Below are 22798 nucleotides of genomic sequence, written 5' to 3'. Positions count from 1 at the left end.
CAACCGATACCATGGAAGAACAAGTAAGAGTCCTGATCATCGGCAGCGGCCCCGCAGGGTACACCGCCGCCATCTACGCCTCGCGCGCCAACCTCAAGCCGGTGCTTTACGAAGGCATCGAACCGGGCGGACAGCTGACGACGACCACCGACGTCGAGAATTTCCCGGGACATCCCGACAGCGTGAGCGGTCCCGACCTGATGGGGCTGATGCGCAGGCAGGCCGAGCGGTTCGGCGCCGACATCCGCACGGGCAACGTCACGCGCGCCGACCTCTCGTCGCGTCCGTTCCACGTCGTGATCGACGGCGAGAAGGAGATCAAGGCCGAAACGCTGATCATCGCCACGGGAGCCACGGCCAAATACCTCGGTCTCCCGTCCGAGACCAAATTCCGCGGGCAGGGCGTCAGCGCCTGCGCCACGTGCGACGGATTTTTCTACCGCAAAAAGGACGTGGCCGTGGTGGGCGGCGGCGACACGGCCTGCGAGGAGGCCACCTACCTCGCATCGCTCTGCCGCAAGGTCTACCTGATCGTGCGCAAGCCCCACCTGCGCGCCTCGAAGGCGATGCAGCAGCGGGTGTTCAACACGCCGAACATCGAAGTGCTGTTCGAGCACAACACCGCCGAGGTGCTGGGCGACGACTCGGGCGTAACGGGCGCGCTGCTGCGCAGGAACGACGGCTCGGAGCGGAAGATCGACATCGCGGGATTCTTCCTGGCGATCGGCCATCACCCCAACACGGAACTTTTCGCCGAACAGCTGGCGCTCGACGCCGAAGGCTACATCAAGGTCGAGCCGGGAACGTCGAAGACCTCGGTCGAAGGCGTCTTCGCCGCCGGCGACGTGAAGGACCCCCACTACCGCCAGGCCATCACGGCGGCTGCGTCGGGATGTGTCGCCGCCCTGGACTGCGAACGGTTTCTGCTGCAATAAGGCAAAAGACGGACCATGAAGAAGCTCCTTTTACTGCTGGCGGCGGCATGCTGCATCGCCTCGTGCGCCGAAATCCGCACCACTTATATCGGCAAAGCCTATCCGACAACCGGAACCGCGCCGGAACTTTATTTCGACTGGAAGGACGTTCCCTCGGACTACGAAACGATGGGCAGCATCAAGGCGACACCCTTCGGCAAGACGCTGGAGGAGGCGCAGGCCCTCATCGAACAGATTGGCCGGGAGAAAGGAGCCGACGCCATCGTCTTCGAAGGCGTCGTGAGCGAAACCTCCGCCCCGACCTACACGACGACCGAAAAGATCGAGAAAAACGACGACGGCAGCAAAACCCGAACCGCCACCACATCCCAGAGCGTTTTCACGACCAACCGGCTTCTGGCGACATTCATAAAGTATAAAACACAGACGAATTGAGTTTCTCGGTCACCATACTGGGCTCGTCCTCCGCGAAGCCGACCGTCGCCCGCCACCCTTCGGCGCAGGCGGTCAACGTCCACGAACAGTATTACCTCGTGGATGCGGGCGAAGGCGTGCAGCAACAGCTGGTCCGCTACGGCGTCAATCCGCTGAAAATCCGGGCCGTATTCATCTCGCACCTCCACGGAGACCATGTTTTCGGGCTGTTCCCGCTCATCTCGACGCTGGCGTTGTACGGACGCAAAACCCCGCTCCGGGTCTTCGCCCCGGCGCCCTTCGGCGAGATCCTGGCCTGCCACCTCCGGTACTTCGACACGGAGCTGCCCTACACCGTCGCGTGGACCGAGGTCGACACGACCAAGCACGCCCTGCTGCTGGAAAACCGTACCCTCGAGGTGTGGAGCGTCCCGCTGCGCCACCGCGTGCCGTGCGCCGGGTTTCTGTTCCGCGAGAAGGAGCCGCCGCTGAACGTCGAGAAATTCAAGATCGCCAAATACGGGCTTTCGATCGCGCAGATCACCGCCGCCAAGCGCGGCGAGGAGATACGGCTGGCCACGGGCGAGGTGATTCCCAATGCCGAGTTGACCTACCGCCCCTATGCGCCGCGCTCGTACGCCTACCTCTCGGACACGAACTACTCGGCCAAGGCCGCGGGACTGTGCCGGGGAGTCGATCTGATGTACCACGAAGCGACCTATGCCGCCGCCGAACAGCGGAGCGCCCGCGACCGCGGGCACTCGACCACGACGGACGCAGCGAAAGCCGCCCTGAAAGCGGGCGCCCGGCGGCTCGTGATCGGCCACTATTCGTCGCGCTACAAGGACGAAACGCCGCTGGTCGAGGAGGCGCGGACGCTCTTTGCCGAGAGTTACCCGGCGACCGAAGGAACCACCTACACCATCGAAAAACAACGATGACAAAAGCCGACATACAACTCGTCCGCGCGCTGGCCGACAAACGCGGCCGCACGGAGCACGGACTTTTCGTCGCCGAGGGGGAGAAACTCATCGGCGAACTGCGCGCATCGCACCTCTCCGTACGCAGGATATTCTCGCTGGAAGGGGTTTTCAACGGGCCCGAGGTCGAGACCGTCGCCCCGCGCGACATGGAGCGGCTCTCGCAGCTCAAAACCCCGAGCAACTCGCTGGCGCTGGTCGAAATCCCCCGCTGCGACCTGAAGCCGGAGCGGCTGCGGGGACGGCTGACGCTGGCGCTCGACGACGTGCAGAACCCCGGAAACCTGGGCACGATCATCCGGCTGGCCGACTGGTTCGGCATCACGGACATCGTCTGCTCCGAAGCCTCGGCCGACTGTTTCAACCCCAAGGTCGTACAAGCCACGATGGGGGCGATCCTCCGCGTAAGGGTCCACTACACCGACCTCGCGGCGCTGCTTTCGAAGGCCGCCGCGCTGGGACTTCCGGTCTGCGGAACCTTTCTGGAAGGAGCGAACATCTACGAAACCGAACTGAAGCCGGCGGGCATCGTCGTGATGGGCAACGAAGGGCGCGGAATCACCGACGCCGTGGCCCGCACCGTCACGCAGAAACTCTTCATCCCGCCCTGGCCGGCCGACCGCCGGGGTTCGGAATCGCTCAACGTCGCCATGGCCACGGGCATCGTCTGTGGTGAATTTCGCCGCCAGGCGAGCGCAAAAGCCGGAAAATAAAGTCCGAAGGACTAAAACGCATCAGGCCCCGCCGGAAATTCATTTCCCAGGCGGGGTCCGTTGCGTTTTAAACCGGCTCCGGTTTTTCCGGCTTTTGCCGAGCCGCCCAAGAAATCACGGAGCGCGGTTATCCCGAGCGAAGGCGAGGGATGCGACGTAATTTCGGCGGCAGGAGGAGCCGCCCAAGAAATCACGGAGTGCGGTTATCCCGAGCGAAGGCGAGGGTGCATGACAGAATCCCTGCGACCTGCGGTCGCAGGGGCCGGGCGGAGCCGGCATCCCGCAGCTATTCCGAATCGTGCGAAAGAGCCGCCGCAAGCCCGGCGGCGCAGGCCGCAGGCAGCGCATTCCGGATGCGTCCGACCAGTTCCTGCGCCTCGGCACACTCCACGGGCGAAAACAGCCGCGCTTCGGCGATCTGCCGGACGGCCCGGTCGAGCGCTGCGACGGTCTTTCCCAATTCGTATATCTGCGCCCCGGAGGCCGAGGCGAAGTCGATTTTACCCAACAGCACCGACGCATGGCGCGCATGACGTTCGAAATTGACCAGCACCGGGAAATCCCGCCGCAGGTCGTAAGGGGCCACCCAGAACGTTTCGAACATCAGACGGAATACGATATCTACAAGTTCAGCATTGCATTTCAACATTTTCCGCTCACATCTTCTCATTTCTCCAAACTTGCTTGGTCCGGAAAAAAGCGCGGGCAGACTTGCTGCTCCACCGTCGAGGTATTGGACGACCCGTAACGTAGAATGCGGCAAATGCCCACGCTGGAAAACAGCGAGAGCATCAACCCTTATTCCTTATGTTACACAAAAGTGTCCAATTTTCGGCGGTAAGAAAAAAAGCCGATGCGCTTTTTATCCCAAAAATGTCAGCAATCCTCACAGACTGCTGTAACAAAGATAGTGAAAAATTGCACTTCCGGCGCAAAGCGGGGTAAAAATTCATTTTAATCGAATCCGAGGCATTGTGTATTCTGAATATTTTATAACTTTGTAAGTTGAAATAAAATTGATTATGCCGGAAAACAAATTCAAAATAGGCATCACGCAGGGCGACACGAACGGCATCGGCTGGGAAATCATCCTCAAGGCGCTCGCCGACCCGCGGATGACGGAGCTTTTCACACCCGTCGTCTACGGCTCGCCCAAAGCCGCGGCCTATTACCGAAATACCGTCGCGGAGATCGAAGCCTTCTCCTTCAACCCCGTGGCGTCGGCCGCCGAGGCGCGCCGCGGAAAGGCGAACCTCGTGGCATGCGGGGAGACGGCCGACATCGCGCCGGGCAAGCCGACCCCCGAAGCCGGACGCGCGGCCGTAGAGGCGCTGTGCGCGGCCATGCGCGACCTGAAGGCGGGACACCTCGACGCGCTCGTGACCGCACCCTTCGACAAGGAGACCGTGCAGGCGGACGACTTCCGCTACACGGGACACACCGAATACCTGGCCGCCGAACTCGAAGGCGAAGCCATGATGATCCTGTGCAGCGACGTGCTGCGCGTGGGGCTGGTCACCAAGCACATCCCCGTCTCGGAGATCGCCCGCAACATCACCAAAGAGCGGATCGTTCGCGACCTCGACACGCTGCGCCGTGCGCTCATCGAGGACTTCGGCATCGTCGAGCCGCGCATCGCCGTCATGGCGCTCAACCCCCACGCCGGCGACGGCGGACTGCTGGGACGCGAGGAGCAGGAGATCATCCGCCCGGCCATTGTCGAGGCGTTTTCGAAAGGCGTGCTGGCCTTCGGGCCTTTTGCCGCCGACGGGCTTTTCGCCGGGGGCGGATACGCCAAGTACGACGGCATCCTGGCCATGTACCACGACCAGGGGCTGGCGCCGTTCAAGAGCCTGTCGCCCGACGGGGTGAACTTCACGGCGGGGCTTTCGGCCGTGCGCACCTCGCCCGACCACGGCACGGCCTTCGACATCGCCGGGAAGGACAAGGCCGACCCGCAGTCGATGCGCAATGCGATCTATGCGGCCATCGACATCGCGGAGCACCGCCGCGCATGGGCCGAATGGACGCGCAATCCGCTGCAACGCGCCGAACGCGACCGCGGCGGCCGCGACGTCTCGGTCAAGGACCTGCCGCAGACCGAAAAGGAGGTTTGACAAAGACCCGAACAAAAACACCGGGCAACCCGGAGGCGTATTCCGTCTCGTAATTGTGGAAGCGCCGAAGGCCCCGAAAACTTAATTTATACAACAAAATGATCAAAATCACTTTTCCCGACGGCTCCGTACGTGAATATGCCAAAGGGACTACTGCGTATCAGATCGCAGAGAGCATCAGCCCTCGTTTAGCTGCTGACTCGCTCGCGGCCGCGGTAAACGGCGCGACGGTGGACATGACGCGCCCGATCGAAGAGGACGCTTCGGTCAAATTCTACAAATGGGACGACGAAGAGGGCAAGCACGCCTTCTGGCACACCTCGTCGCACCTGCTGGCCGAGGCTCTCGAAGCGCTCTACCCGGGCATCAAGTTCGGCATCGGCCCGGCCATCGAAAACGGCTTCTACTACGACGTCGATTCCCCGACGCCCATCACCGAGGCCGACCTGCCGACGATCGAAAACAAGATGGTGGAGCTGTCCCGCAACAAGGAAGCGCTCCTCCGCCGCGAAGTCCCCAAGGCCGAAGCGCTGAAGACCTTCACCGAGAAGGGCGACCAGTACAAGGTCGAACTGATCACGGACCTCGAAGACGGCACCATCTCCTTCTATACCAACGGTGCGTTCACGGACCTCTGCCGCGGCCCGCACATTCCCAACACGGGATATATCAAGGCCCTGAAACTTACGTCCGTGGCCGGAGCCTACTGGCGCGGCAACGAGAAGAACAAGATGCTGACGCGTATCTACGGCATCTCGTTCCCCAAGAAATCAATGCTCGACGAGTACCTCGCGATGATGGAGGAGGCCAAGAAACGCGACCACCGCAAGTTGGGCAAGGACCTCGAACTGTTCACTTTTTCGCAGCGCGTGGGCCAGGGCCTGCCGCTGTGGCTGCCCAAGGGAGCTGCGCTGCGCGACCGGCTGGAGCAGTTCCTGCGGGGCGTGCAGAAGGAGTACGGCTACCAGCAGGTGATCACGCCGCACATCGGCAACAAGGAGCTTTATGTCACCTCGGGCCACTACGCCAAATACGGCAAGGACTCGTTCCAGCCGATCCACACCCCGATCGAGGGCGAGGAGTACCTGCTCAAACCGATGAACTGCCCGCACCACTGCGAGATCTACCGCTCGAAACCCCGTTCGTACAAGGAGCTGCCCGTGCGTCTGGCGGAGTTCGGAACGGTCTACCGCTACGAACAGTCGGGCGAGCTGCACGGACTGACGCGCGTGCGCGGATTCACGCAGGACGACGCCCACCTGTTCGTTCGTCCGGATCAGCTTCTGGAAGAGTTCGAACGCGTGATCGACATCGTGCTCTATATCTTCAAGACGCTGAAGTTCGACAACTACACCGCCCAGATTTCGCTGCGCGACCCGAACAACAAGGAGAAATACATCGGTTCGGACGAGAACTGGGAGAAGGCCGAGTCGGCCATCATGCAGGCCGCCAAGGAGAAAGGCCTTACGACGGTCGTGGAGCTGGGCGAAGCGGCCTTCTACGGCCCGAAGCTCGACTTCATGGTCAAGGACGCCATCGGCCGCAAGTGGCAGCTGGGAACGATCCAGGTGGACTACAACCTCCCGGAGCGTTTCGACCTCACGTACAAGGGCGCTGACGACCGTCTCCACCGCCCGATTATGATTCACCGCGCGCCGTTCGGCTCGATGGAGCGTTTCGTGGCAGTATTGTTGGAGCATACGGGCGGCAAGTTCCCGCTGTGGCTCTCGCCCCAGCAGGTCGTGGTGCTCCCCATTTCGGAGAAGTTCAACGACTATGCCCAGAAAGTGTCGGAGTTCCTCAACCGCAGCGACGTGCGCACCGAGGTCGACGACCGCAACGAGAAAATCGGCCGCAAGATCCGCGACAACGAACTTAAACGCATCCCTTATCTGCTGATCGTCGGCGAGAAGGAAGAGGCCGAAGGGCTGGTTTCCGTCCGTGCGCAGGGCGAAGGCGACAAGGGACAGATGTCCCTGGAGGCGTTCCGCGACTTCATCGCCGGACTGGTCAAAGAGGAGATCGAGGCCAACAAGCTCGAAAAGAAATAAGCAAGGAATAACCGGGGCTTTCCGACAAAGTCCCCTCCGAGGGAGAGGATTCAGGAGAGGGTAAAATTTACAAACGCGGCGCAGCCGCGAGGATTACCACTCTCGGAAGCCCGAAAGCAAAGAACAAAATTTAATTAACCATTTTAATACTTAACGATTATCGCAGCACCGAAACCATTCCCGCCGAGGCCGTTTACCCCCGGGAATAACAGACCAAGACCGGCAACAGGCAACAATCCCCGCTTCGGACGCAGGCCGCCCGAAAAGGAGAATCCCCACCGCATCAACGAACAGATCACGGTTCCCGAGGTGCGTCTGGTGGGGGACAACATTCCCCAGCCGCAGGTGATGTCGATCCGCGACGCACTGCGTCTGGCGGACGAGATGGAACTCGACCTGATCGAGATCTCGCCCAAGGCCGAGCCGCCCGTATGCCGCATCGCCGATTATCAGAAGTTCCTCTACCAGCAGAAAAAGAAGGCCAAGGAACTGAAGGCGAACCAGACGAAAGTCGTCGTGAAGGAGATCCGCTTCGGCCCGCAGACCGACGACCACGACTACAACTTCAAGCTCAAGCACGCGCAGAACTTCCTCAAGGAGGGGGCCAAGGTCAAGGCCTACGTCTTCTTCCGCGGACGTTCGATCGTCTTCAAGGAGCAGGGCGAAATCCTGCTGCTGCGCTTTGCCACGGACCTCGAAGAGTTCGCCAAGGTGGAGATGATGCCGAAGCTCGACGGCAAGAAGATGAACATGATGCTCGCGCCCAAAGTCAAGAAATAGCGACAAGGCGAGGGCAAAGCGAATGCCGAAGGCATAAATGCGAAAACAACGACTGCGGGGCGGATGTATCCGGACCGCGGGTTGTTGTTTTTGCGTTTACAGCGAAGCGGTGCTTTGCCGAGCCGCGAAAGCTGTTCACGGAGCGCGTCTTGTCTCGCCAAAGCGAGACATACGACGTAAATAACGCCCCGAAACATTGCGGGCCAAAAGTACAAATGCGAAAACAACGACTGCGGGGCGGATGCATCCGGACCGCGGATTGTTGTTTTTGCGTTTACAGGCGACGGAACCGACGCTTCGAGAAGAGTCTCGTTTCAATTTTTTCATTACCTTTGGGGGCGTTACGCCCCTTTCAGAAGTCGAAACCTTTTGCCGAACCGGACACGATTCGGTTTTGGAATCGTCCGTTTTTTTGGTAACTTTGCATGTAATGATCACCCCCGACGACATATTCCGCATTGCGGACGGAGCGGCCTTCGACGCCGCGGCGCTGGAAATATTCCGCCGCCAGGCCCGCGAATGCGCCCCCTACCGCGAATACCTCGCCCGGATCGGCGTCCGGGCGGAGCATGTCGACACGCCTGAAAAGATTCCGTACCTGCCCATCGAACTGTTCAAGACGCATACGGTCTATTGCGGGGAGACTCCGCCCGAGGCGGTCTTCACTTCGTCGGCCACGACCGGAATGACGCCCTCGCGCCACCCGATGCGCTCGCTGGCGCTCTACGAGCAGGCGTTCCGCACGGCATTCCGCAACTTCTACGGCGACCCCGCCGGATTGAGCCTCTACGCCCTGCTGCCCAATTACCTGCGGCGCAAAGGTTCGTCGCTGGTCTACATGGCCGACCGGCTGATCGCCGACTGCGGATCAGGCGGATTCTATCTGGATGACTGCGAAGGACTGCTGGCGGCGATGGAGCGCGACCCGAAGCCGAAAATCCTGCTGGGCGTAAGCTATGCGCTGTGGGACCTCGCGGAGCGGTACGCTCCGAAGCTCCGCGATACGGTGGTGATGGAGACGGGCGGCATGAAGGGTTACCGCGAGGAGATTCCCAAAGAGGAGTTCCACCGAATCCTCTGCGACGCCTTCGGGGTCGGGGAGATTCATTCGGAATACGGCATGGCCGAACTCACCTCGCAGGCCTATTCGCAGGGAGGCAACGTGTTCCGCTGCCCGGACTGGATGCGCGTCACGGCACGCGACGTCAACGACCCGTTCGACCCGCTCCCGGCAGGCGCACGCGGCGGGCTGAACATCGCGGATCTGGCTTCCTGGTGGTCGTGCGCCTTTATCCAGACACAGGACGTGGGGCGCGTCGGCGCGGACGGCGCGTTCGTCATCGAAGGCCGCATCGACCATTCGGACATCCGGGGCTGCAATCTTCTGGTACAATGAAATGCCGGTTGAAATATCGGCAATGCATCGCAGCGCGGAATGCCGTTCCCACGGTGTTCCGCCGTGTTTGCAAATCCGCCCCACCCCTGACTCCCCGCCCGGGGCGGGAAGTTGAACGCCGCAAGCGGCAGCGTGTCGCGACGAACCCCTTTACAAATTATCAGACTCCATGAAAACCGTAGCATTCGTTCCCATCCGGCTCAACAGCCAGCGCGTCGCAGGCAAGAACCTCCGCCCGCTGGACGGATCGCCGCTGATGTGTCATATCCTGAAAACCCTGACTGAAGTGGAGGGCATCGACGAGGTCTACGTCTTTTGCAGCGACGAAGGCATCCGCGCGTTGCTGCCCGAGGGGGTCCGGCTGCTGCTCCGCGACCCGTCGCTCGACAGCGACACGACGCTCGGACGGGAGATTTACGACAGCTTCACCGCCCGGGTCGGGGCCGACCTCTACATCCTCGCCCACGCCACCTCGCCGTTCATCCGCGCCGCGACCCTTGCCGATGCGCTCGGCAAAGTGCGTTCGGGCGAATACGACTCGGCGTTCAGCGCCGAAAAAATCCAGACTTTCGCCTGGTTCGAAGGCCGTCCGCTCAACTACGCTCTCGACAACATCCCCCGCACGCAGACCATCGAGCCGGTTTACATCGAGACCAGCGCCTTCTTCATCTTTTCGCGGGAGTTGTGGTGCGGCCGCGGCCGCCGCATCGGCGATCGTCCCTACATGGCCGTCGTGGACCGCATCGAGGGTTTGGACATCGACTACCCCGAGGACTTCGCCATGGCCGAAATCATCGCGGCGAGCCGGAACCTGCCGGGATAAATAAAAGCCGATTCTGCGAACTCGCAGGCTCGGAAGATTTTCGATTTGCCGGAGGCGAATCGGCAGGCCGCAGCTCCGCCTTGCGGAAGCCTGCTATTCCGCACGCTCCATAGCAGGCCACCGCGAGCAGCTGCCTGAAAACAGAGCCGAATTGCTGAAAAATGAGTCTTCCGACCCTGCGAATTTTCAGAACCGCCCTTTTTCTATTTTCGCTCCCGCTCGTAGGCGTCGATCATCGACCCCCCGGTCCGGTTTATGATCCGCGCCCCGAGCGATCGGGCGTAATCGCGCAACGCCTCGTGGCCGCGGAACAGTTCGGCGACCTCGGCCAGATAAACGGCCATCGTATAGGGACGGTGCGGAACCTTCTGGAAGATCGGCTTCGGAACGGCCGGAGCGTCGTCGTAATAGTGCCTGTCGGCCCGGCAGAGACGGTTCTCGTCGTCGACAGACAGTCCGTCGAGCAGCGTATGATCCACCCCATAGAGTTCCAGCGTCTTGTAACCCAGCAGCAGGGCGACGTACTCGCACACCTGCACCACGGTCCCGAAATTGGCGCTTCCCAGACCGTGGCGGTAGAGCCAGAACTCCACGCCCCGGAACCCGCGGTAGACCTGCGTGTGGAACCGCACGATGCGGATATTGGGGTTGGGCAGCGCGGCACGGTAGTCGAACCGCTCGGGGTTGTAGTACTGCACGTAGAGGTTCATCGGCCACGTCACCTTTTCGGCAAGCGTGCGGTAGAGTTCCGCCACACGGTCGCGGCAGACACTGTCGCGGAAGAACATCGGATCGGAAAGCACGTAATAGGCGGGACGGACGGTCCCGAAACGCTCGTCCAGCGCAAAGTAGTTGACCGCCATGACGTCCTTTGCCGTGTGTTCGCCCCGGGCGATCAGCCGCGGCAGGTCTTCGGCCAGCGAAGGGCCGTTGCCGAGGATCAGGACCGACGGCTTCGGCGCGCCGACCGTTCCGGCTCGGCCGACGTAGTTGCGGAAATTCTCCTTCACGGCCATCACCGCAAAGTAAAACGCCGTCTCATAGAGGTTGCGCAGGAATCGGTCGGTTTTTTCGAATACGGTCATGGTACGGTTTTATTTGCAAAAGTAGCAAAAGATCAATATCTTCGCAACAAAACCCGGCAGAACAGATGTCAGAACCCACCATTTCGGTCGTCATACCCCTCTACAACAAGCAGCTGGAAATCGGCACGGCCGTACGCTCGGCCCTGGCGCAGACCCGCCCCCCGCAGGAGATCATCGTCGTGGACGACGGTTCGACCGACGGCGGCGCGGAGGTCGTGCGTGCGATCGGCTCACCGCTCGTAAGGCTCGTCCGGCAGTCCAACGCCGGGGTCTGCGCCGCACGCAACCGCGGCATCGCAGAGTCGACAGGCGAATACATCGCCCTGCTGGACGCCGACGACGCCTGGGAGCCGGGGTTTCTGGCCGAAATCGCCGCCATGATCCGCGAGTTCCCCGGCTGCGGACTCTACTGCACGGCATTTTCAATAATAAGCCACGACGGGACCTATCCGGCCCCGACACCCTCCGAGCGGGGCGTCGTGGCGAATTTCTTCCGCGAATCGGCCCACCGCTACATCGCCATCCCGTCGGCCAGCTGCATCCCGCGGCGCGTGTTCGACACCGTGGGGCTGTTTCCCGAGGGCATGAAGATCGCCGAAGACCTCTACATGTGGATCAGGATCGCCCGCCGCTACGAAGTCTGCTTCTCGCCCGAACGGCTGGTCCGCTACTCGCGGGTGGCTTCGAACCGCTCGGCGGCAAGCTACACGCCCGAGAAGACCGTCCATTCGTTCGAGGAGCTGTACGACCCGCTGGCCCCCGAGGAGGACCGGGAGTTCGTGGCCCGCGCCGCACTGGGAAAAGCGCTTATCATCAGCGCCAAAGGCGGCACGAAGGAGGCCGCCCGCGCCGCCCGGTTCTTCGCCTGGACGCGGACCTACCGCCGCACGCTGCGCAAGGTCCGCGCCCTGAACGCCCTGCCCGCCGGCTGGCGCGGTCCCGTGATCCGGCTTTACAACGCGCTGGCCTGGCGCCTCGCCCGCAAAGGACTCTAATGCTCAAAATGATGAAATACCTCCTGCACACCCTTTCCTGCCTGCTGCTTTTCGCCGCGGGAACCTGCCTCGCGCAGACGCCCGGCCACACGCTGCGTTCGGGCGGCATCGACCGCACCTACCGCCTCCACCTGCCCGAAGGGCTGCCCGACGGCGCGCCGCTGGTCATTGTCCTCCACGGCTACGGAGGACAGGGCGACCCGGAACGGTTCGACATGAACCGCGTTGCCGACCGCCACGGTTTCGCCGTCTGCTACCCGCAGGGCGAACGCGACGGCCGCGGCAAGACGTGCTGGAACGTGGGTTACCCCTTTCAGGCCGATATGGCCGTCGACGACGTGCGGTTCCTCTCCGAACTGATCCGGCACCTTCAGAAAAAACATGGTTTGAGCCGCCGCAACGTCTTCTGCACGGGTATGTCGAACGGCGGGGACATGTGTTACCTGCTGGCCTCGCGCTGTCCGGAGACCTATGCGGCCCTCGGACCGGTCGCCGGGTTCATGTCCGTCGAAATCCTCCGCTCGGACCGCAATCCGCATCCGATTCCGCTGTTCGAAATCCACGGCACCGAAGACCGGACGACCCGCTGGGAAGGCGACCTCGGCAACGAAGGGGGCTGGGGCGCCTATGTCTCCGTCCCGACCGCGGTCGGCTACTGGGCCGCCAAGAACAAATGCCTCGCAGAGCGGGTCGACACCCTGCCCTCCCGCCCCGGCGGCTTGCAGGTCATCGCCCACCGCTACACGGAGGGCACGGACGGAAACGAGGTCTGGCTCTACGAGACCGTCGGCGGAAAGCACTCCTGGAAAGAGACGGGCGTAGACACGGGCGAAGAGCTGTGGAAGTTTTTCAGCAGATACGTCCGGTAAACGAAAAAGGGTTCCGACGATTCGGAACCCTTTTTCACTCTGCCGGGCGGCGTCAGTTCGAGAACGTCAGCCCGTCCTGCCCGGCGTCAATCGCGATCGGCTTCGAGCGGTCGACCTCGCCGGCAAGAATCCGCTTCGAAAGGTCGTTGACCACATAGCGCTGGATGACCCGCTTCACGGGACGTGCGCCATAGAGCGGATCGTAACCCGCCGAGGCGATCCATTCGCGCGCCTTGTCGCTGTACTCCAGCCGGATGCCGTTCTCCGAAAGCATCCTGCGCACGATGCCCAACTGGATGTCGACGATGCGTTCGATGTCCTTGTGCGTCAGCGGCTCAAACATCACGATCTCGTCGATACGGTTCAGGAACTCCGGTTTGAGTTGCTGTTTCAGCAGGTCGATCACCGCGAGGCGCGTCCGCTCGACAACCTCTTCGGGCAGCTTCCTGCCGTCGAAGGCCTCGGCGAAGTTATCCTGGATCACCTGCGAACCCATGTTCGAGGTCATAATGATGATCGTGTTGCGGAAATCCACCGTACGGCCCTTGTTGTCGGTCAGCCGGCCGTCGTCGAGCACCTGCAACAGGATGTTGAAGACGTCGGGATGCGCCTTCTCGATCTCGTCGAGCAGCACCACGGAATAGGGCTTGCGCCGCACGGCCTCGGTCAATTGGCCGCCCTCGTCGTAACCGACGTATCCCGGAGGCGCCCCGACGAGCCGCGACACGGCGTGCCGCTCCTGGTACTCGCTCATGTCGATACGCGTCATCATCTGGTCGTCGTTGAACAGGAACTCGGCCAGCGCCTTGGCCAGCTCGGTCTTGCCGACGCCCGTCGTACCGAGGAAGATGAACGAACCGATCGGCTTGCGGGGATCGTTCAGCCCGGCGCGCGAACGGCGCACGGCGTCGGAAATGGCCGCGATGGCCTGCTCCTGCCCGATGACGCGCTTGTGGAGTTCGTCCTCCATGTGGAGCAGTTTCTCGCGCTCCGAGGCCAGCATGCGCGTCACGGGAATGCCCGTCCAGCGCGACACCACCTCGGCAACGTCCTGCGCGTCGACCTCCTCCTTGATCATCGAACCGCTGGCCGAAGCGAGGCGGTACTCCTCCTGAAAAGCGGCGATCTCCTTCTCGGCCTCCTGAATCTTGCCGTAGCGGATTTCGGCCACCTTGCCGTAGTCGCCCTGCCGTTCGGCCTGCTGGGCCTCGACTTTCAGCGACTCGATCTTATCCTTGTTGGCCTGAATCTTTTTGAGCAGATCGCGCTGGCCCTGCCACCTGGCACGCATCTCGGCGTCACGGGCCTTCAGTTCCTCGATCTCCTTGGTCAGGTGCTCGACGCGCTCCTTGTCCTTCTCGCGGCGGATGGCCTCGCGTTCGATTTCGAGCTGGCGGACCCGGCGGTCGAGCGTGTCGATCTCCTCGGGCACGGAGTTCATCTCCAGACGCAGCCGCGAGGCGGCCTCGTCCACCAGGTCGATGGCCTTGTCGGGCAGGAACCGCGAGGTGATGTAGCGCGTCGAAAGCTCGACGGCGGCCACGATGGCCTCGTCCTTGATCCGCACCTGGTGGTGGTTTTCGTAACGCTCCTTCAGGCCGCGGAGGATCGAGATGGCGTCCTCCTGCGAAGGCTCGTCGACCATCACCTTCTGGAAACGGCGTTCGAGGGCCTTGTCCTGCTCGAAGTATTTCTGGAACTCGTCGAGCGTCGTGGCTCCGATGGTCCGCAGCTCGCCCCGCGCAAGGGCCGGTTTGAGGATGTTCGCGGCATCCATCGCCCCCGACGACTTGCCGGCGCCGACCAGCGTGTGGATCTCGTCGATGAAGAGCAGTATCTCGCCCTCGCTGGCCGTAACCTCCTGCACGACGGCTTTCAGACGCTCCTCGAACTCGCCCTGATACTTGGCGCCTGCGATCAGCGCACCCATGTCCAGCGAGTAGATGACCTTCGACTTCAGGTTCTCGGGCACGTCGCCGTCGATGATCCTGCGGGCGATGCCCTCGGCGATGGCGGTTTTGCCGACGCCGGCCTCGCCCACGAGAATCGGATTGTTCTTCGTGCGCCGCGAAAGGATTTGCAGCACGCGGCGGATCTCCTCGTCACGCCCGATGACCGGGTCGAGTTTTCCCGAGCGCGCCTGCTCGTTGAGGTTGATGGCATACTTGCCCAGCGCGTCGAACTGCTGCTCGGAGGTCTGCGAATCGACCGTCGCACCCTTGCGGAAGGTGCGGATCGCCTCAATCAGCTCCTTTTCCGTCGCGCCGCTGCGTTTGAGGATGTCGGCGGCCTGCCCGCGCTCGGCCACGAGGGCCAGCAGCAGGTGTTCGACGGAGGCGTATTTGTCGCCGAAATTCTTCGTGAAGTCCACGGCGCGCTGGATCGCCTTCGAGGTGTCCTGCGCAAAGAACTGCTCGCCGCCGCCCTCGACGCGCGGCAGCGACGCCACGGCCCGGCCGACCTCGTCGCGCAGCGAACGTACATTCACTCCCACGCGCCCCAGCAGGAACGTCGAGAGCGAATCGTCCTCGCGGATCAGCGCCGCGAGCAGGTGGAGCGGTTCGACAGCCTGCTGTCCCCGCTCCCGCGCCAGTGAGAGCGCCGCTTGCAGCGCCTCCTGCGCCTTGATAGTAAGAGTGTTGATGTTCATAGTAATGCTAATTTATTGTTTCTGTTCTTCATTTTGTCAATTCCGTTTCCGAACGCCGTTATCGCGGCGTCCCGCCGCGTTTACAAGTCTGACCCACCCCCAAGCCCCCGCCTCGGCGGGGGTTTAGTCGCAACGCGACCGGGATTTCGTCCGGAATGCGGAAACAACTCATTCGCAAGACTATTCCACAAAACCCCTGCCAACTCCGAATCCAGGACATAGTGTCATTATTTGTCACAGAACAACTGCCAACAACCGCCAATTTGTCGTGCCGGAGCACGGCACATAATTTTTAATTCTTAATTTTTAATTCTTAATTCATATTTCGTATCTTTGCAACACTATGAGTGATTTCATCGTCAGCGCACGCAAATACCGCCCCGCGACCTTCCGGTCGGTCGTCGGGCAGAAACATATCACCTCAACGCTCCAGAACGCCATCGAGCGCGGCCAGCTGGCCCACGCCTATCTCTTCTGCGGTCCCCGCGGCGTAGGCAAGACCACCTGCGCCCGCATCTTCGCCAAGGCCATCAACTGCCTCGCACCCGACGGCGCCGAAGCGTGCAACGAGTGCGAATCGTGCCGCTCGTTCAACGAGGGACGTTCGCTCAACATCCACGAGCTGGACGCCGCGTCGAACAACTCCGTGGAGGACATCCGCACGCTGATCGAACAGGTGCGCATCATCCCGCAGGTGGGCCGTTACTCGGTGTTCATCATCGACGAGGTCCACATGCTCTCGACCGCGGCCTTCAACGCCTTCCTCAAGACGCTGGAGGAGCCGCCCGCCCACGCCATCTTCATTCTGGCGACCACCGAGAAGCACAAGATCATCCCCACGATCCTCTCGCGCTGCCAGATCTACGATTTCAACCGCATCCGCGTCGAAGATTCGGTCGAATACCTCAAATACATCGCCTCCCAGGAGGGCATCTCGGCGGACGAAGAGTCGCTGAACCTCATCGCGCAGAAGGCCGACGGCGGCATGCGCGACGCGCTGTCGATGTTCGACAAGGCCGTGTCGTTCTGCGGCACGGCGCTGGACTACCGCAACGTGGCCCAGACGCTGAACGTGCTGGACTACGACACCTATTTCAGCGTGACGGAGATGCTGCTCGCGGGCAACTACGTCGACGTGCTGGTGGCCTTCGACAGCGTGCTGTCGAAAGGCTTCTCGGGCCAGACCTTCATGTCCGGCATGAACCGCCATATGAGGGATCTCCTGATGGCCAGGCAGCCCGACACGCTGCGGCTGATCGAAATGACCGGAACGCTGCTCGAACGATACCGGACGCAGGCGGGCGCCTGCAGTGTCGAGTTCCTGTTCGGAGCCATCTCCGTACTGACGGAACTTGACGGGAAGATCCGGCAATCGTCGAACCAGCGATTGCTTGTCGAGTTGGGCCTGATGAAAATCGCCGGACTCGGTCAAAAAAAAAATGACACCCTGACATCTTCCGGGGAGTATCCGCTTCCCGAACTGACACCCCGAACGGCGGCCGCGGCCGTCGCGGCGACGCCTGCGGCGCAACCGCAGCCCGACCCGGCGACCCGCCCCGGTCCGAATCCCGTTCCGGCGGCTCCGCAGCAACCCGCAGCGGTTCAACCCGGGCAGGCCTCACAACCGGCGTCCGCGCCGATTCCCGCCCCGGCTCCGCAGCCGGCCGCACCCCGGCCGGAAACGCCGGCGCAACCCGCAGCCGCCCCGGGACCCGCTCCCGCTCCGGCCGCACGGCCCGAAGCGTCCAAACCCGCGCCCCAGCCCGTGCGGAGGCCGCTGATCTCGGGAACCTCCCTTTCGGAACTGCTCGCCTCGGCGGGCAGCAATCCGGACGAGGAGCCTTCCGAGCAGGAAACGGCCGAACCGGAGGTCGCGACGATCGACCCCGAGTGCGAACGGAAACTGGAACGCGCCCGGGAAAAGATCCTGAACCTCATCCGGGAACGACGTCCGCGGTTCGTCCCGGCCTTCGAACTGATGAGGGTGCAGGGCAACACGATCTCGCTGAGCGTGCCGACGAGCGAACTGCGCGAAGAGATACTCCGCAGCAAGACAGGGATGCTGATGCGCATCGCCGAACTGGCGGGCATCACGGGAGCGATCGAACTGGAAGTGGTCGTCAACGAGGAAATTCGGGCCGCACGCCCGATCAAACTCGAAGACCGGGTGAAATACATGACGGAAAAGAATCCGCTGATCGCGGAACTCCGCAAAGCATTGGATTTGGAAGTGGAGTAACCCGCTTAAAAAGCGGGATTTATGGGCGATGGAGCGTCAGACGGAAGCAGATTCCGAACTGCGCTTCCACCGAAAAACAAAGTGAAAATTAAATAACGCAATAATGGCAACAAAGAATTTCATCGAAGAACTCGAATGGCGCGGCATGATCCACACGATCATGCCCGGAGCAAAGGAACAACTCGAAAAAGAACAGACGACGGCTTACCTGGGCATCGACCCCACGGCCGACTCGCTGCATATCGGCCACCTGGTGGGCGTGATGATCCTCAAGCACTTCCAGATGTGCGGCCACCGTCCGCTGGCCCTCGTGGGCGGTGCGACGGGCATGATCGGCGACCCCTCGGGCAAATCGCAGGAGCGCAACCTGCTCGACGAAAAGACCCTGCGTCACAATCAGGAGGCGATCAAACGCCAGCTGGCCAAACTGCTCGACTTCGACTCCGACGCCCCGAACGCCGCCGCGCTGGTCAACAACTACGACTGGATGAAGGAATTCACGTTCCTCGATTTCATCCGCGACATCGGCAAGTGCATCACCGTCAACTACATGATGGCCAAAGACTCCGTGAAGAAACGCTTCAACGGCGAGGGCGACGGCATGTCGTTCACCGAGTTCACCTACCAGCTGGTTCAGGGCTACGACTTCCTGCACCTCTACGAGACGATGAACTGCAAAATCCAGCTGGGCGGCGCCGACCAGTGGGGCAACATCACCACCGGCACGGAGCTGATCCGCCGCAAGCTGGGCGCCGAGGCCGAGGCCTTCGGCATCACCTGCCCGCTGATCACCAAGGCCGACGGCACGAAATTCGGCAAGACCGAGAGCGGCAACGTATGGCTCGACCCGCGCTACACATCGCCCTACAAGTTCTACCAGTTCTGGCTCAACGTCAGCGACGAGGACGCCAAACGCTACATCAAGATCTTCACGCTGCTCGACCGTGAGACCATCGACGCGCTCATCGCCGAGCACGACGCGGCTCCCCACCTGCGCGTATTGCAGAAACGGCTGGCCGAGGAGATCACCTGCATGATCCACTCGCGCGAAGAGTACGAAAAGGCCGTCGAGGCCTCGGCCATCCTCTTCGGCGGCGCCACGTCGGAGGCTCTGCGCCGTCTCGACGAGCAGACCCTGCTGCAAGTGTTCGAAGGCGTGCCCCAGTACCGCGTGGCCCGCACGGAACTCGCGGCCGGCATCCCGTTCGTGGACCTCTGCGCCGAGAAAAGCGACATCTTCGCCTCGAAAGGCGAGTGCCGCAAGCTGGTGCAGGGCGGCGGCGTGTCGCTCAACAAGGAGAAGCTGGCCGACGCGATGCGCCCGGTGACCGACGCGGACCTGATCGCGGGCAAATACCTGCTCGTGCAGCGCGGCAAGAAGAACTACTACCTCGTGATCGCCGAATAGGATGGAATACCGGATCGTTCTCCAGCGCATGGAGTTCCGGGCGCTGCACGGCTGCTACGAACTCGAACGGAAGGTCGGCAACCGCTTCACGGTCGACCTGGAGATCACGGCCTGCCTGGGCGACGCGGCCGCCGAGGACAGCGTCGAACAGACGGTCAACTACCTCACGGTCTACGAAGTCGTCTCGCTCCAGATGCGCATTACCCAGCGCACGATCGAGCGCGTGGCGATGAACATCATCGAGGCGGTCTACGCCTCGTTCCGGCAGGTTCGGCACGTAAAATGCACCGTCTCGAAACTGGCGCCCCCGCTCGGCGGCAAACTGGAGAAGGTGAGCGTCGTACTGGAGAAATAGAAAACTGCGCGCACGCGGCTGCGTGCGCGCAGTTTTTCAAATAGAACCGATATATGCATCATTCACACGGCCGCGCAACGCTGGGCGGCAAATTGAGCGCCGTGCTCGTCGCGGCCGGAAGTTCCGTGGGGCTGGGAAATATCTGGCGGTTCCCCTATGTCGCCGGAGACAACGGCGGCGGAGCTTTTCTGGTGATTTACATTCTCTGCGTCCTGCTGCTGGGACTGCCCATCATGGTGGCCGAATTCTCGGTCGGACGCGCCTCGCACCGCAATGCCGTGGGAGCCTACCGGGCGCTCGCCCCCAAGTGGAGTTTCCTGGGCTACAACGGCGTCGTGGCGGCGTTCCTGATCCTGGGCTTCTACTTCGTGGTGTCGGGATGGACCGCCGAATACATGGTTCACTCCGTGACGGGAAGCCTTGCCCGGTACACCACCGCCGACGAATACAAGAGCGTTTTCGAGAATTTCATCCAGAACCCGTGGCGGCCCGTGCTCTACACCGCGCTGTTCGTGCTGGCCACGCACTTCGTCATCGCGATGGGCGTGCAGAAAGGCATCGAACGCTCGGCAAAGGTGCTGATGCCCCTGCTGTTCGTCATCCTGATCGCACTGTCGATCCACTCGCTGCTGATGCCCGGCGGCGAGGAGGGGCTTCGGTTCCTGTTCCGGCCCGACTTCTCGAAGGTGACGCCCTCGACGGTGCTCGTGGCGCTGGGGCAGGCCTTCTTCTCGCTCTCGATCGGCATCGGCACGATGGTCACCTACGCCTCCTACTTCAACCCCGACACCAACCTGCGCCACACGGCACTCAACGTCACGATCCTCGACACGCTGGTAGCCGTGCTGGCCGGCGTGGTGATCTTCCCGGCGGTGTTCAGCGTGGGCATCGAACCCTCGTCGGGACCGTCGCTCGTATTCATCACCCTGCCGGGCATCTTCAACTCGATGCCGCTGAGCATGGTCTGGTCGTCGGTATTCTTTCTGCTGCTGGTCGTTGCGGCGCTCACCTCGACCATCTCCCTGCACGAAGTCATCACGGCCTACATGCACGAGGAGTGGCACATGAGCCGGCGGGCCGCCGCATGGTCCACGACCGGAGCCTGCATGGCGCTGGCCGCCGTGGCATCGCTGTCGCTGGGCGTTCTGAAGGGATGGAACATCTTCGGACTCACGATTTTCGACTCGCTCGACTACCTTACGGCCAACATCCTGCTCCCCGCCGGCGGATTCTTCACCTGCATATTCGTCGGCTGGCGCCTCGACCGGAAAATACTCAAGGCCGAAATCAGCAACAACGGCACGCTGAAATTCCGTATCTACGGGGTGTTCATCTTCCTCGTGCGCTACGTCTGCCCGGCGGTGCTGCTGCTGATCTTCCTGGATAACCTGGGCCTCTTTTAGCGGCCCGCACCGATCAGAACGAAACCCAAAACCTACCGAAACCATGAAACGATTCATTGTCCTGCTGCTCGTCTGCTGCCTCGGCGCAGCCGTTACGGCCCGCCCGATCCGGGGCACGGTCAAATGCGCCGGGACGCCGGTCTCCGGCGTCACCGTCACGGACGGCCACTCCTTCACCGAAAGCGGCGCCGACGGAACTTTCACCCTCGACGCCGACGACGACGCACTGTTCATCAGCATCGTAACCCCTTCCGGCTACCTGGCCCCCATGGAGCAGGACATCCCGCAATTCTTCCGGCCCTACGCCGCTTCCACGAAGCGTTACGATTTCGAGCTGCGTCCGTGGCCGGCCACGGACGAGGTTTACGAATTGCTGGCGATCGGCGACCCGCAGCCCAAAACCGCGGCGCATTTCGACCGGCTCCGAACCGAGATCATCCCCGAACTGCGACGCGCGACCGCCCTCGGAAAGCAACGGGGCACGGCACAGGCGGCGCTGCTGCTCGGCGACATCGTCTGGGACTCTCCGGAGCTGTTCGCCGGCGTCCGCGAGCAGTTCGCATCGCTCGGAATACCGGTCTACGGCGTGATCGGCAACCACGACCACGACCGGAACAAATACACCGACCGGGAGGCCACGGAGAACTACCGGAACCATTTCGGCCCCACCTACTACGCCTTCGACATGGGACGGACCCACTACATCGTCCTCGACGACATCGTCTACCACGGAGCGAAGAAATACGACGAGCAGATCGACTCGCTGCAACTGGCCTGGGCCGCGGAATACGCCCGGCGGCTGCCCGCCGGGTCGCGCGTCTGCGTGGCCATGCACGCCCCGGCCATGAAGGCCTGGAAAGGCAATCAGGTCATGGAGTCGGCCGCCAGGCTGATGGACGCCTTCGCCGGCCACGAACTGCATTTCATCACGGGACACACGCACGTCAACTCGAACTACGACATCCGCGAAGGAGTCGTGGAGCACAACGTGGCACAGATCTGCGGAAATCTGTGGTACGACCCGATCAACAAGGACGGCACGCCCAAAGGCTACCAGCTCTTCCGCGAATGCGGCGGAGAGTTCTCGTGGGAGTACCGGAGCCTCGGATCTCCGGCCGTACGGCAACTGCGGGTATGGCAGCCCGGGCAGGTGGAAGCGTTTCCCGGAAGCGTCGTGGCCAAAATCTGGAACTGGGACCCCTGCTGGACCGTCGTCTGGTACGAGGACGGCCGTTACCGCGGCGCAATGCAGCGCATCCAGATCGTCGATCCCGACTATGCGGCGCATCTCGACTCTCTGAAAAACGCCGGGCGGAAACTCGCCAAATCGCAGCAACCCCGCATCTCGGACTTCTATTTCAAAGCGCGTCCTTCGGCTTCGGCACAGACGATCGAGGTAGTCGCCACGGACCGTTTCGGACGCCGCTATTCGGAGCGCATCACGCTCGAAAAGGCCCAATGACCGGCCGAAGCGGCGACAGCTGAACAAGTCCGGGCGAGCGGCGGGAACGGATCAGACGAACGAACGCCGGACAGCAAAAGAACGAGGCGGATGGAATGTACTTCGGTACTGTCCATCCGCCTC

At 62.1% G+C, this 22798-nt stretch carries 19 protein-coding genes; 16 read left to right on the top strand and 3 right to left on the bottom strand.

The features are described from left to right. The first annotated feature begins 11 nt into the window (after positions 1-11). From trxB to NQ492_RS09325, 4 genes are read left to right on the top strand one after another with little or no spacing between them, the layout of a single operon-like run. On the top strand, positions 12-935 hold the full coding sequence (gene trxB / locus NQ492_RS09340) for a thioredoxin-disulfide reductase (protein WP_015547329.1): 924 nt from the start codon (positions 12-14) through the stop codon (positions 933-935). 15 nt (positions 936-950) lie between these two features. After that, a complete protein-coding gene (locus tag NQ492_RS09335) occupies positions 951-1370 on the top strand; it encodes a hypothetical protein (protein ID WP_015547328.1) in 420 nt (139 codons plus the stop codon). Then, on the top strand, positions 1367-2290 hold the full coding sequence (locus tag NQ492_RS09330; RefSeq protein WP_022061640.1) for a ribonuclease Z: 924 nt from the start codon (positions 1367-1369) through the stop codon (positions 2288-2290). Before NQ492_RS09335 ends, NQ492_RS09330 begins: the two co-directional genes overlap by 4 nt. Next, positions 2287-3042 (top strand): RNA methyltransferase, encoded by a 756-nt coding sequence (locus NQ492_RS09325; protein WP_015547327.1) that lies wholly within the window; start codon positions 2287-2289, stop codon positions 3040-3042. The genes NQ492_RS09330 and NQ492_RS09325 overlap by 4 nt, the downstream gene beginning before the upstream one ends. A gap of 286 nt (positions 3043-3328) precedes the next feature. On the opposite strand, the gene NQ492_RS09320 is transcribed toward NQ492_RS09325, so the two are convergent. Further along, positions 3329-3646, bottom strand: a complete 318-nt coding sequence (locus NQ492_RS09320; RefSeq protein WP_015547326.1) for a hypothetical protein — start codon at positions 3644-3646, stop codon at positions 3329-3331. Between the two features lie 418 nt (positions 3647-4064). Here NQ492_RS09320 and pdxA point away from each other — a divergent pair, with 418 nt between their 5' ends. The 5 genes from pdxA (at position 4065) to NQ492_RS09295 (ending at position 10209) form a co-directional block, all read left to right on the top strand. After that, entirely contained in the window at positions 4065-5159 is a 1095-nt protein-coding gene (pdxA, locus tag NQ492_RS09315) for a 4-hydroxythreonine-4-phosphate dehydrogenase PdxA (protein WP_259872893.1), read from the top strand. 98 nt (positions 5160-5257) lie between these two features. Further along, positions 5258-7210, top strand: a complete 1953-nt coding sequence (gene thrS, locus NQ492_RS09310; RefSeq protein ID WP_022061636.1) for a threonine--tRNA ligase — start codon at positions 5258-5260, stop codon at positions 7208-7210. Positions 7211-7369: 159 nt separating this feature from the next. Then, positions 7370-7990, top strand: coding sequence for a translation initiation factor IF-3 (gene infC / locus NQ492_RS09305; protein ID WP_118406821.1), 621 nt, complete (start codon positions 7370-7372; stop codon positions 7988-7990). 430 nt (positions 7991-8420) lie between these two features. Beyond that, positions 8421-9386: an acyl-CoA synthetase family protein gene (locus NQ492_RS09300; protein ID WP_015547324.1), complete on the top strand. Its 966-nt coding sequence runs from the start codon at positions 8421-8423 to the stop codon at positions 9384-9386. Positions 9387-9555: 169 nt separating this feature from the next. After that, entirely contained in the window at positions 9556-10209 is a 654-nt protein-coding gene (locus NQ492_RS09295) for an acylneuraminate cytidylyltransferase family protein (RefSeq protein ID WP_015547323.1), read from the top strand. Positions 10210-10412: 203 nt separating this feature from the next. On the opposite strand, the gene NQ492_RS09290 is transcribed toward NQ492_RS09295, so the two are convergent. After that, positions 10413-11294, bottom strand: a complete 882-nt coding sequence (locus NQ492_RS09290; protein ID WP_015547322.1) for a hypothetical protein — start codon at positions 11292-11294, stop codon at positions 10413-10415. A gap of 65 nt (positions 11295-11359) precedes the next feature. On the opposite strand from NQ492_RS09290, the gene NQ492_RS09285 reads away from it, so the two are divergent. Next, complete coding sequence (locus NQ492_RS09285) at positions 11360-12289, top strand: glycosyltransferase family 2 protein (protein WP_015547321.1); 930 nt, start codon at positions 11360-11362, stop codon at positions 12287-12289. An 11-nt stretch (positions 12290-12300) separates the two neighbouring features. Then, the gene (locus NQ492_RS09280; RefSeq protein WP_044054802.1) at positions 12301-13158 is read left to right on the top strand and encodes a CE1 family esterase; all 858 of its coding nucleotides are present in this window, start codon (positions 12301-12303) and stop codon (positions 13156-13158) included. A gap of 52 nt (positions 13159-13210) precedes the next feature. On the opposite strand, the gene clpB is transcribed toward NQ492_RS09280, so the two are convergent. After that, positions 13211-15808, bottom strand: a complete 2598-nt coding sequence (gene clpB, locus NQ492_RS09275) for an ATP-dependent chaperone ClpB (protein ID WP_015547319.1) — start codon at positions 15806-15808, stop codon at positions 13211-13213. Between the two features lie 343 nt (positions 15809-16151). On the opposite strand from clpB, the gene NQ492_RS09270 reads away from it, so the two are divergent. The 5 genes from NQ492_RS09270 to NQ492_RS09250 all read left to right on the top strand — a co-directional run bounded on the left by NQ492_RS09270 (position 16152) and on the right by NQ492_RS09250 (position 22675). Next, entirely contained in the window at positions 16152-18047 is a 1896-nt protein-coding gene (locus tag NQ492_RS09270; protein WP_259872892.1) for a DNA polymerase III subunit gamma/tau, read from the top strand. A gap of 103 nt (positions 18048-18150) precedes the next feature. After that, complete coding sequence (gene tyrS / locus NQ492_RS09265; protein ID WP_015547318.1) at positions 18151-19455, top strand: tyrosine--tRNA ligase; 1305 nt, start codon at positions 18151-18153, stop codon at positions 19453-19455. Between the two features lies 1 nt (position 19456). Then, positions 19457-19810, top strand: coding sequence for a dihydroneopterin aldolase (gene folB / locus NQ492_RS09260; protein WP_015547317.1), 354 nt, complete (start codon positions 19457-19459; stop codon positions 19808-19810). 53 nt (positions 19811-19863) lie between these two features. After that, positions 19864-21213 carry a sodium-dependent transporter gene (locus NQ492_RS09255; RefSeq protein ID WP_015547316.1) on the top strand — a complete coding sequence of 450 codons (1350 nt, stop codon included), beginning with the start codon at positions 19864-19866 and terminating at the stop codon, positions 21211-21213. A 43-nt stretch (positions 21214-21256) separates the two neighbouring features. Then, positions 21257-22675 (top strand): calcineurin-like phosphoesterase C-terminal domain-containing protein, encoded by a 1419-nt coding sequence (locus NQ492_RS09250; protein WP_015547315.1) that lies wholly within the window; start codon positions 21257-21259, stop codon positions 22673-22675. Positions 22676-22798: the final 123 nt, after the last annotated feature.

Origin of the sequence: Alistipes shahii WAL 8301, from assembly GCF_025145845.1 — a bacterium.
Taxonomy (GTDB): domain Bacteria; phylum Bacteroidota; class Bacteroidia; order Bacteroidales; family Rikenellaceae; genus Alistipes; species Alistipes shahii.
The sequence above is the reverse complement of the archived record's forward strand: the minus strand, read 5'-3'. Positions and strand labels throughout refer to the sequence as shown.

Coding starts and splice junctions, on each gene's coding strand:
- trxB (WP_015547329.1), top strand. CDS start 12: ATGGAAGAACAAGTAAGAGTCCTGATCATCGGCAGCGGCCCCGCAGGG.
- NQ492_RS09335 (WP_015547328.1), top strand. CDS start 951: ATGAAGAAGCTCCTTTTACTGCTGGCGGCGGCATGCTGCATCGCCTCG.
- NQ492_RS09325 (WP_015547327.1), top strand. CDS start 2,287: ATGACAAAAGCCGACATACAACTCGTCCGCGCGCTGGCCGACAAACGC.
- NQ492_RS09320 (WP_015547326.1), bottom strand. CDS start 3,646: ATGTTCGAAACGTTCTGGGTGGCCCCTTACGACCTGCGGCGGGATTTC.
- pdxA (WP_259872893.1), top strand. CDS start 4,065: ATGCCGGAAAACAAATTCAAAATAGGCATCACGCAGGGCGACACGAAC.
- thrS (WP_022061636.1), top strand. CDS start 5,258: ATGATCAAAATCACTTTTCCCGACGGCTCCGTACGTGAATATGCCAAA.
- NQ492_RS09300 (WP_015547324.1), top strand. CDS start 8,421: ATGATCACCCCCGACGACATATTCCGCATTGCGGACGGAGCGGCCTTC.
- NQ492_RS09295 (WP_015547323.1), top strand. CDS start 9,556: ATGAAAACCGTAGCATTCGTTCCCATCCGGCTCAACAGCCAGCGCGTC.
- NQ492_RS09290 (WP_015547322.1), bottom strand. CDS start 11,294: ATGACCGTATTCGAAAAAACCGACCGATTCCTGCGCAACCTCTATGAG.
- NQ492_RS09285 (WP_015547321.1), top strand. CDS start 11,360: ATGTCAGAACCCACCATTTCGGTCGTCATACCCCTCTACAACAAGCAG.
- NQ492_RS09280 (WP_044054802.1), top strand. CDS start 12,301: ATGAAATACCTCCTGCACACCCTTTCCTGCCTGCTGCTTTTCGCCGCG.
- clpB (WP_015547319.1), bottom strand. CDS start 15,808: ATGAACATCAACACTCTTACTATCAAGGCGCAGGAGGCGCTGCAAGCG.
- NQ492_RS09270 (WP_259872892.1), top strand. CDS start 16,152: ATGAGTGATTTCATCGTCAGCGCACGCAAATACCGCCCCGCGACCTTC.
- tyrS (WP_015547318.1), top strand. CDS start 18,151: ATGGCAACAAAGAATTTCATCGAAGAACTCGAATGGCGCGGCATGATC.
- folB (WP_015547317.1), top strand. CDS start 19,457: ATGGAATACCGGATCGTTCTCCAGCGCATGGAGTTCCGGGCGCTGCAC.
- NQ492_RS09255 (WP_015547316.1), top strand. CDS start 19,864: ATGCATCATTCACACGGCCGCGCAACGCTGGGCGGCAAATTGAGCGCC.
- NQ492_RS09250 (WP_015547315.1), top strand. CDS start 21,257: ATGAAACGATTCATTGTCCTGCTGCTCGTCTGCTGCCTCGGCGCAGCC.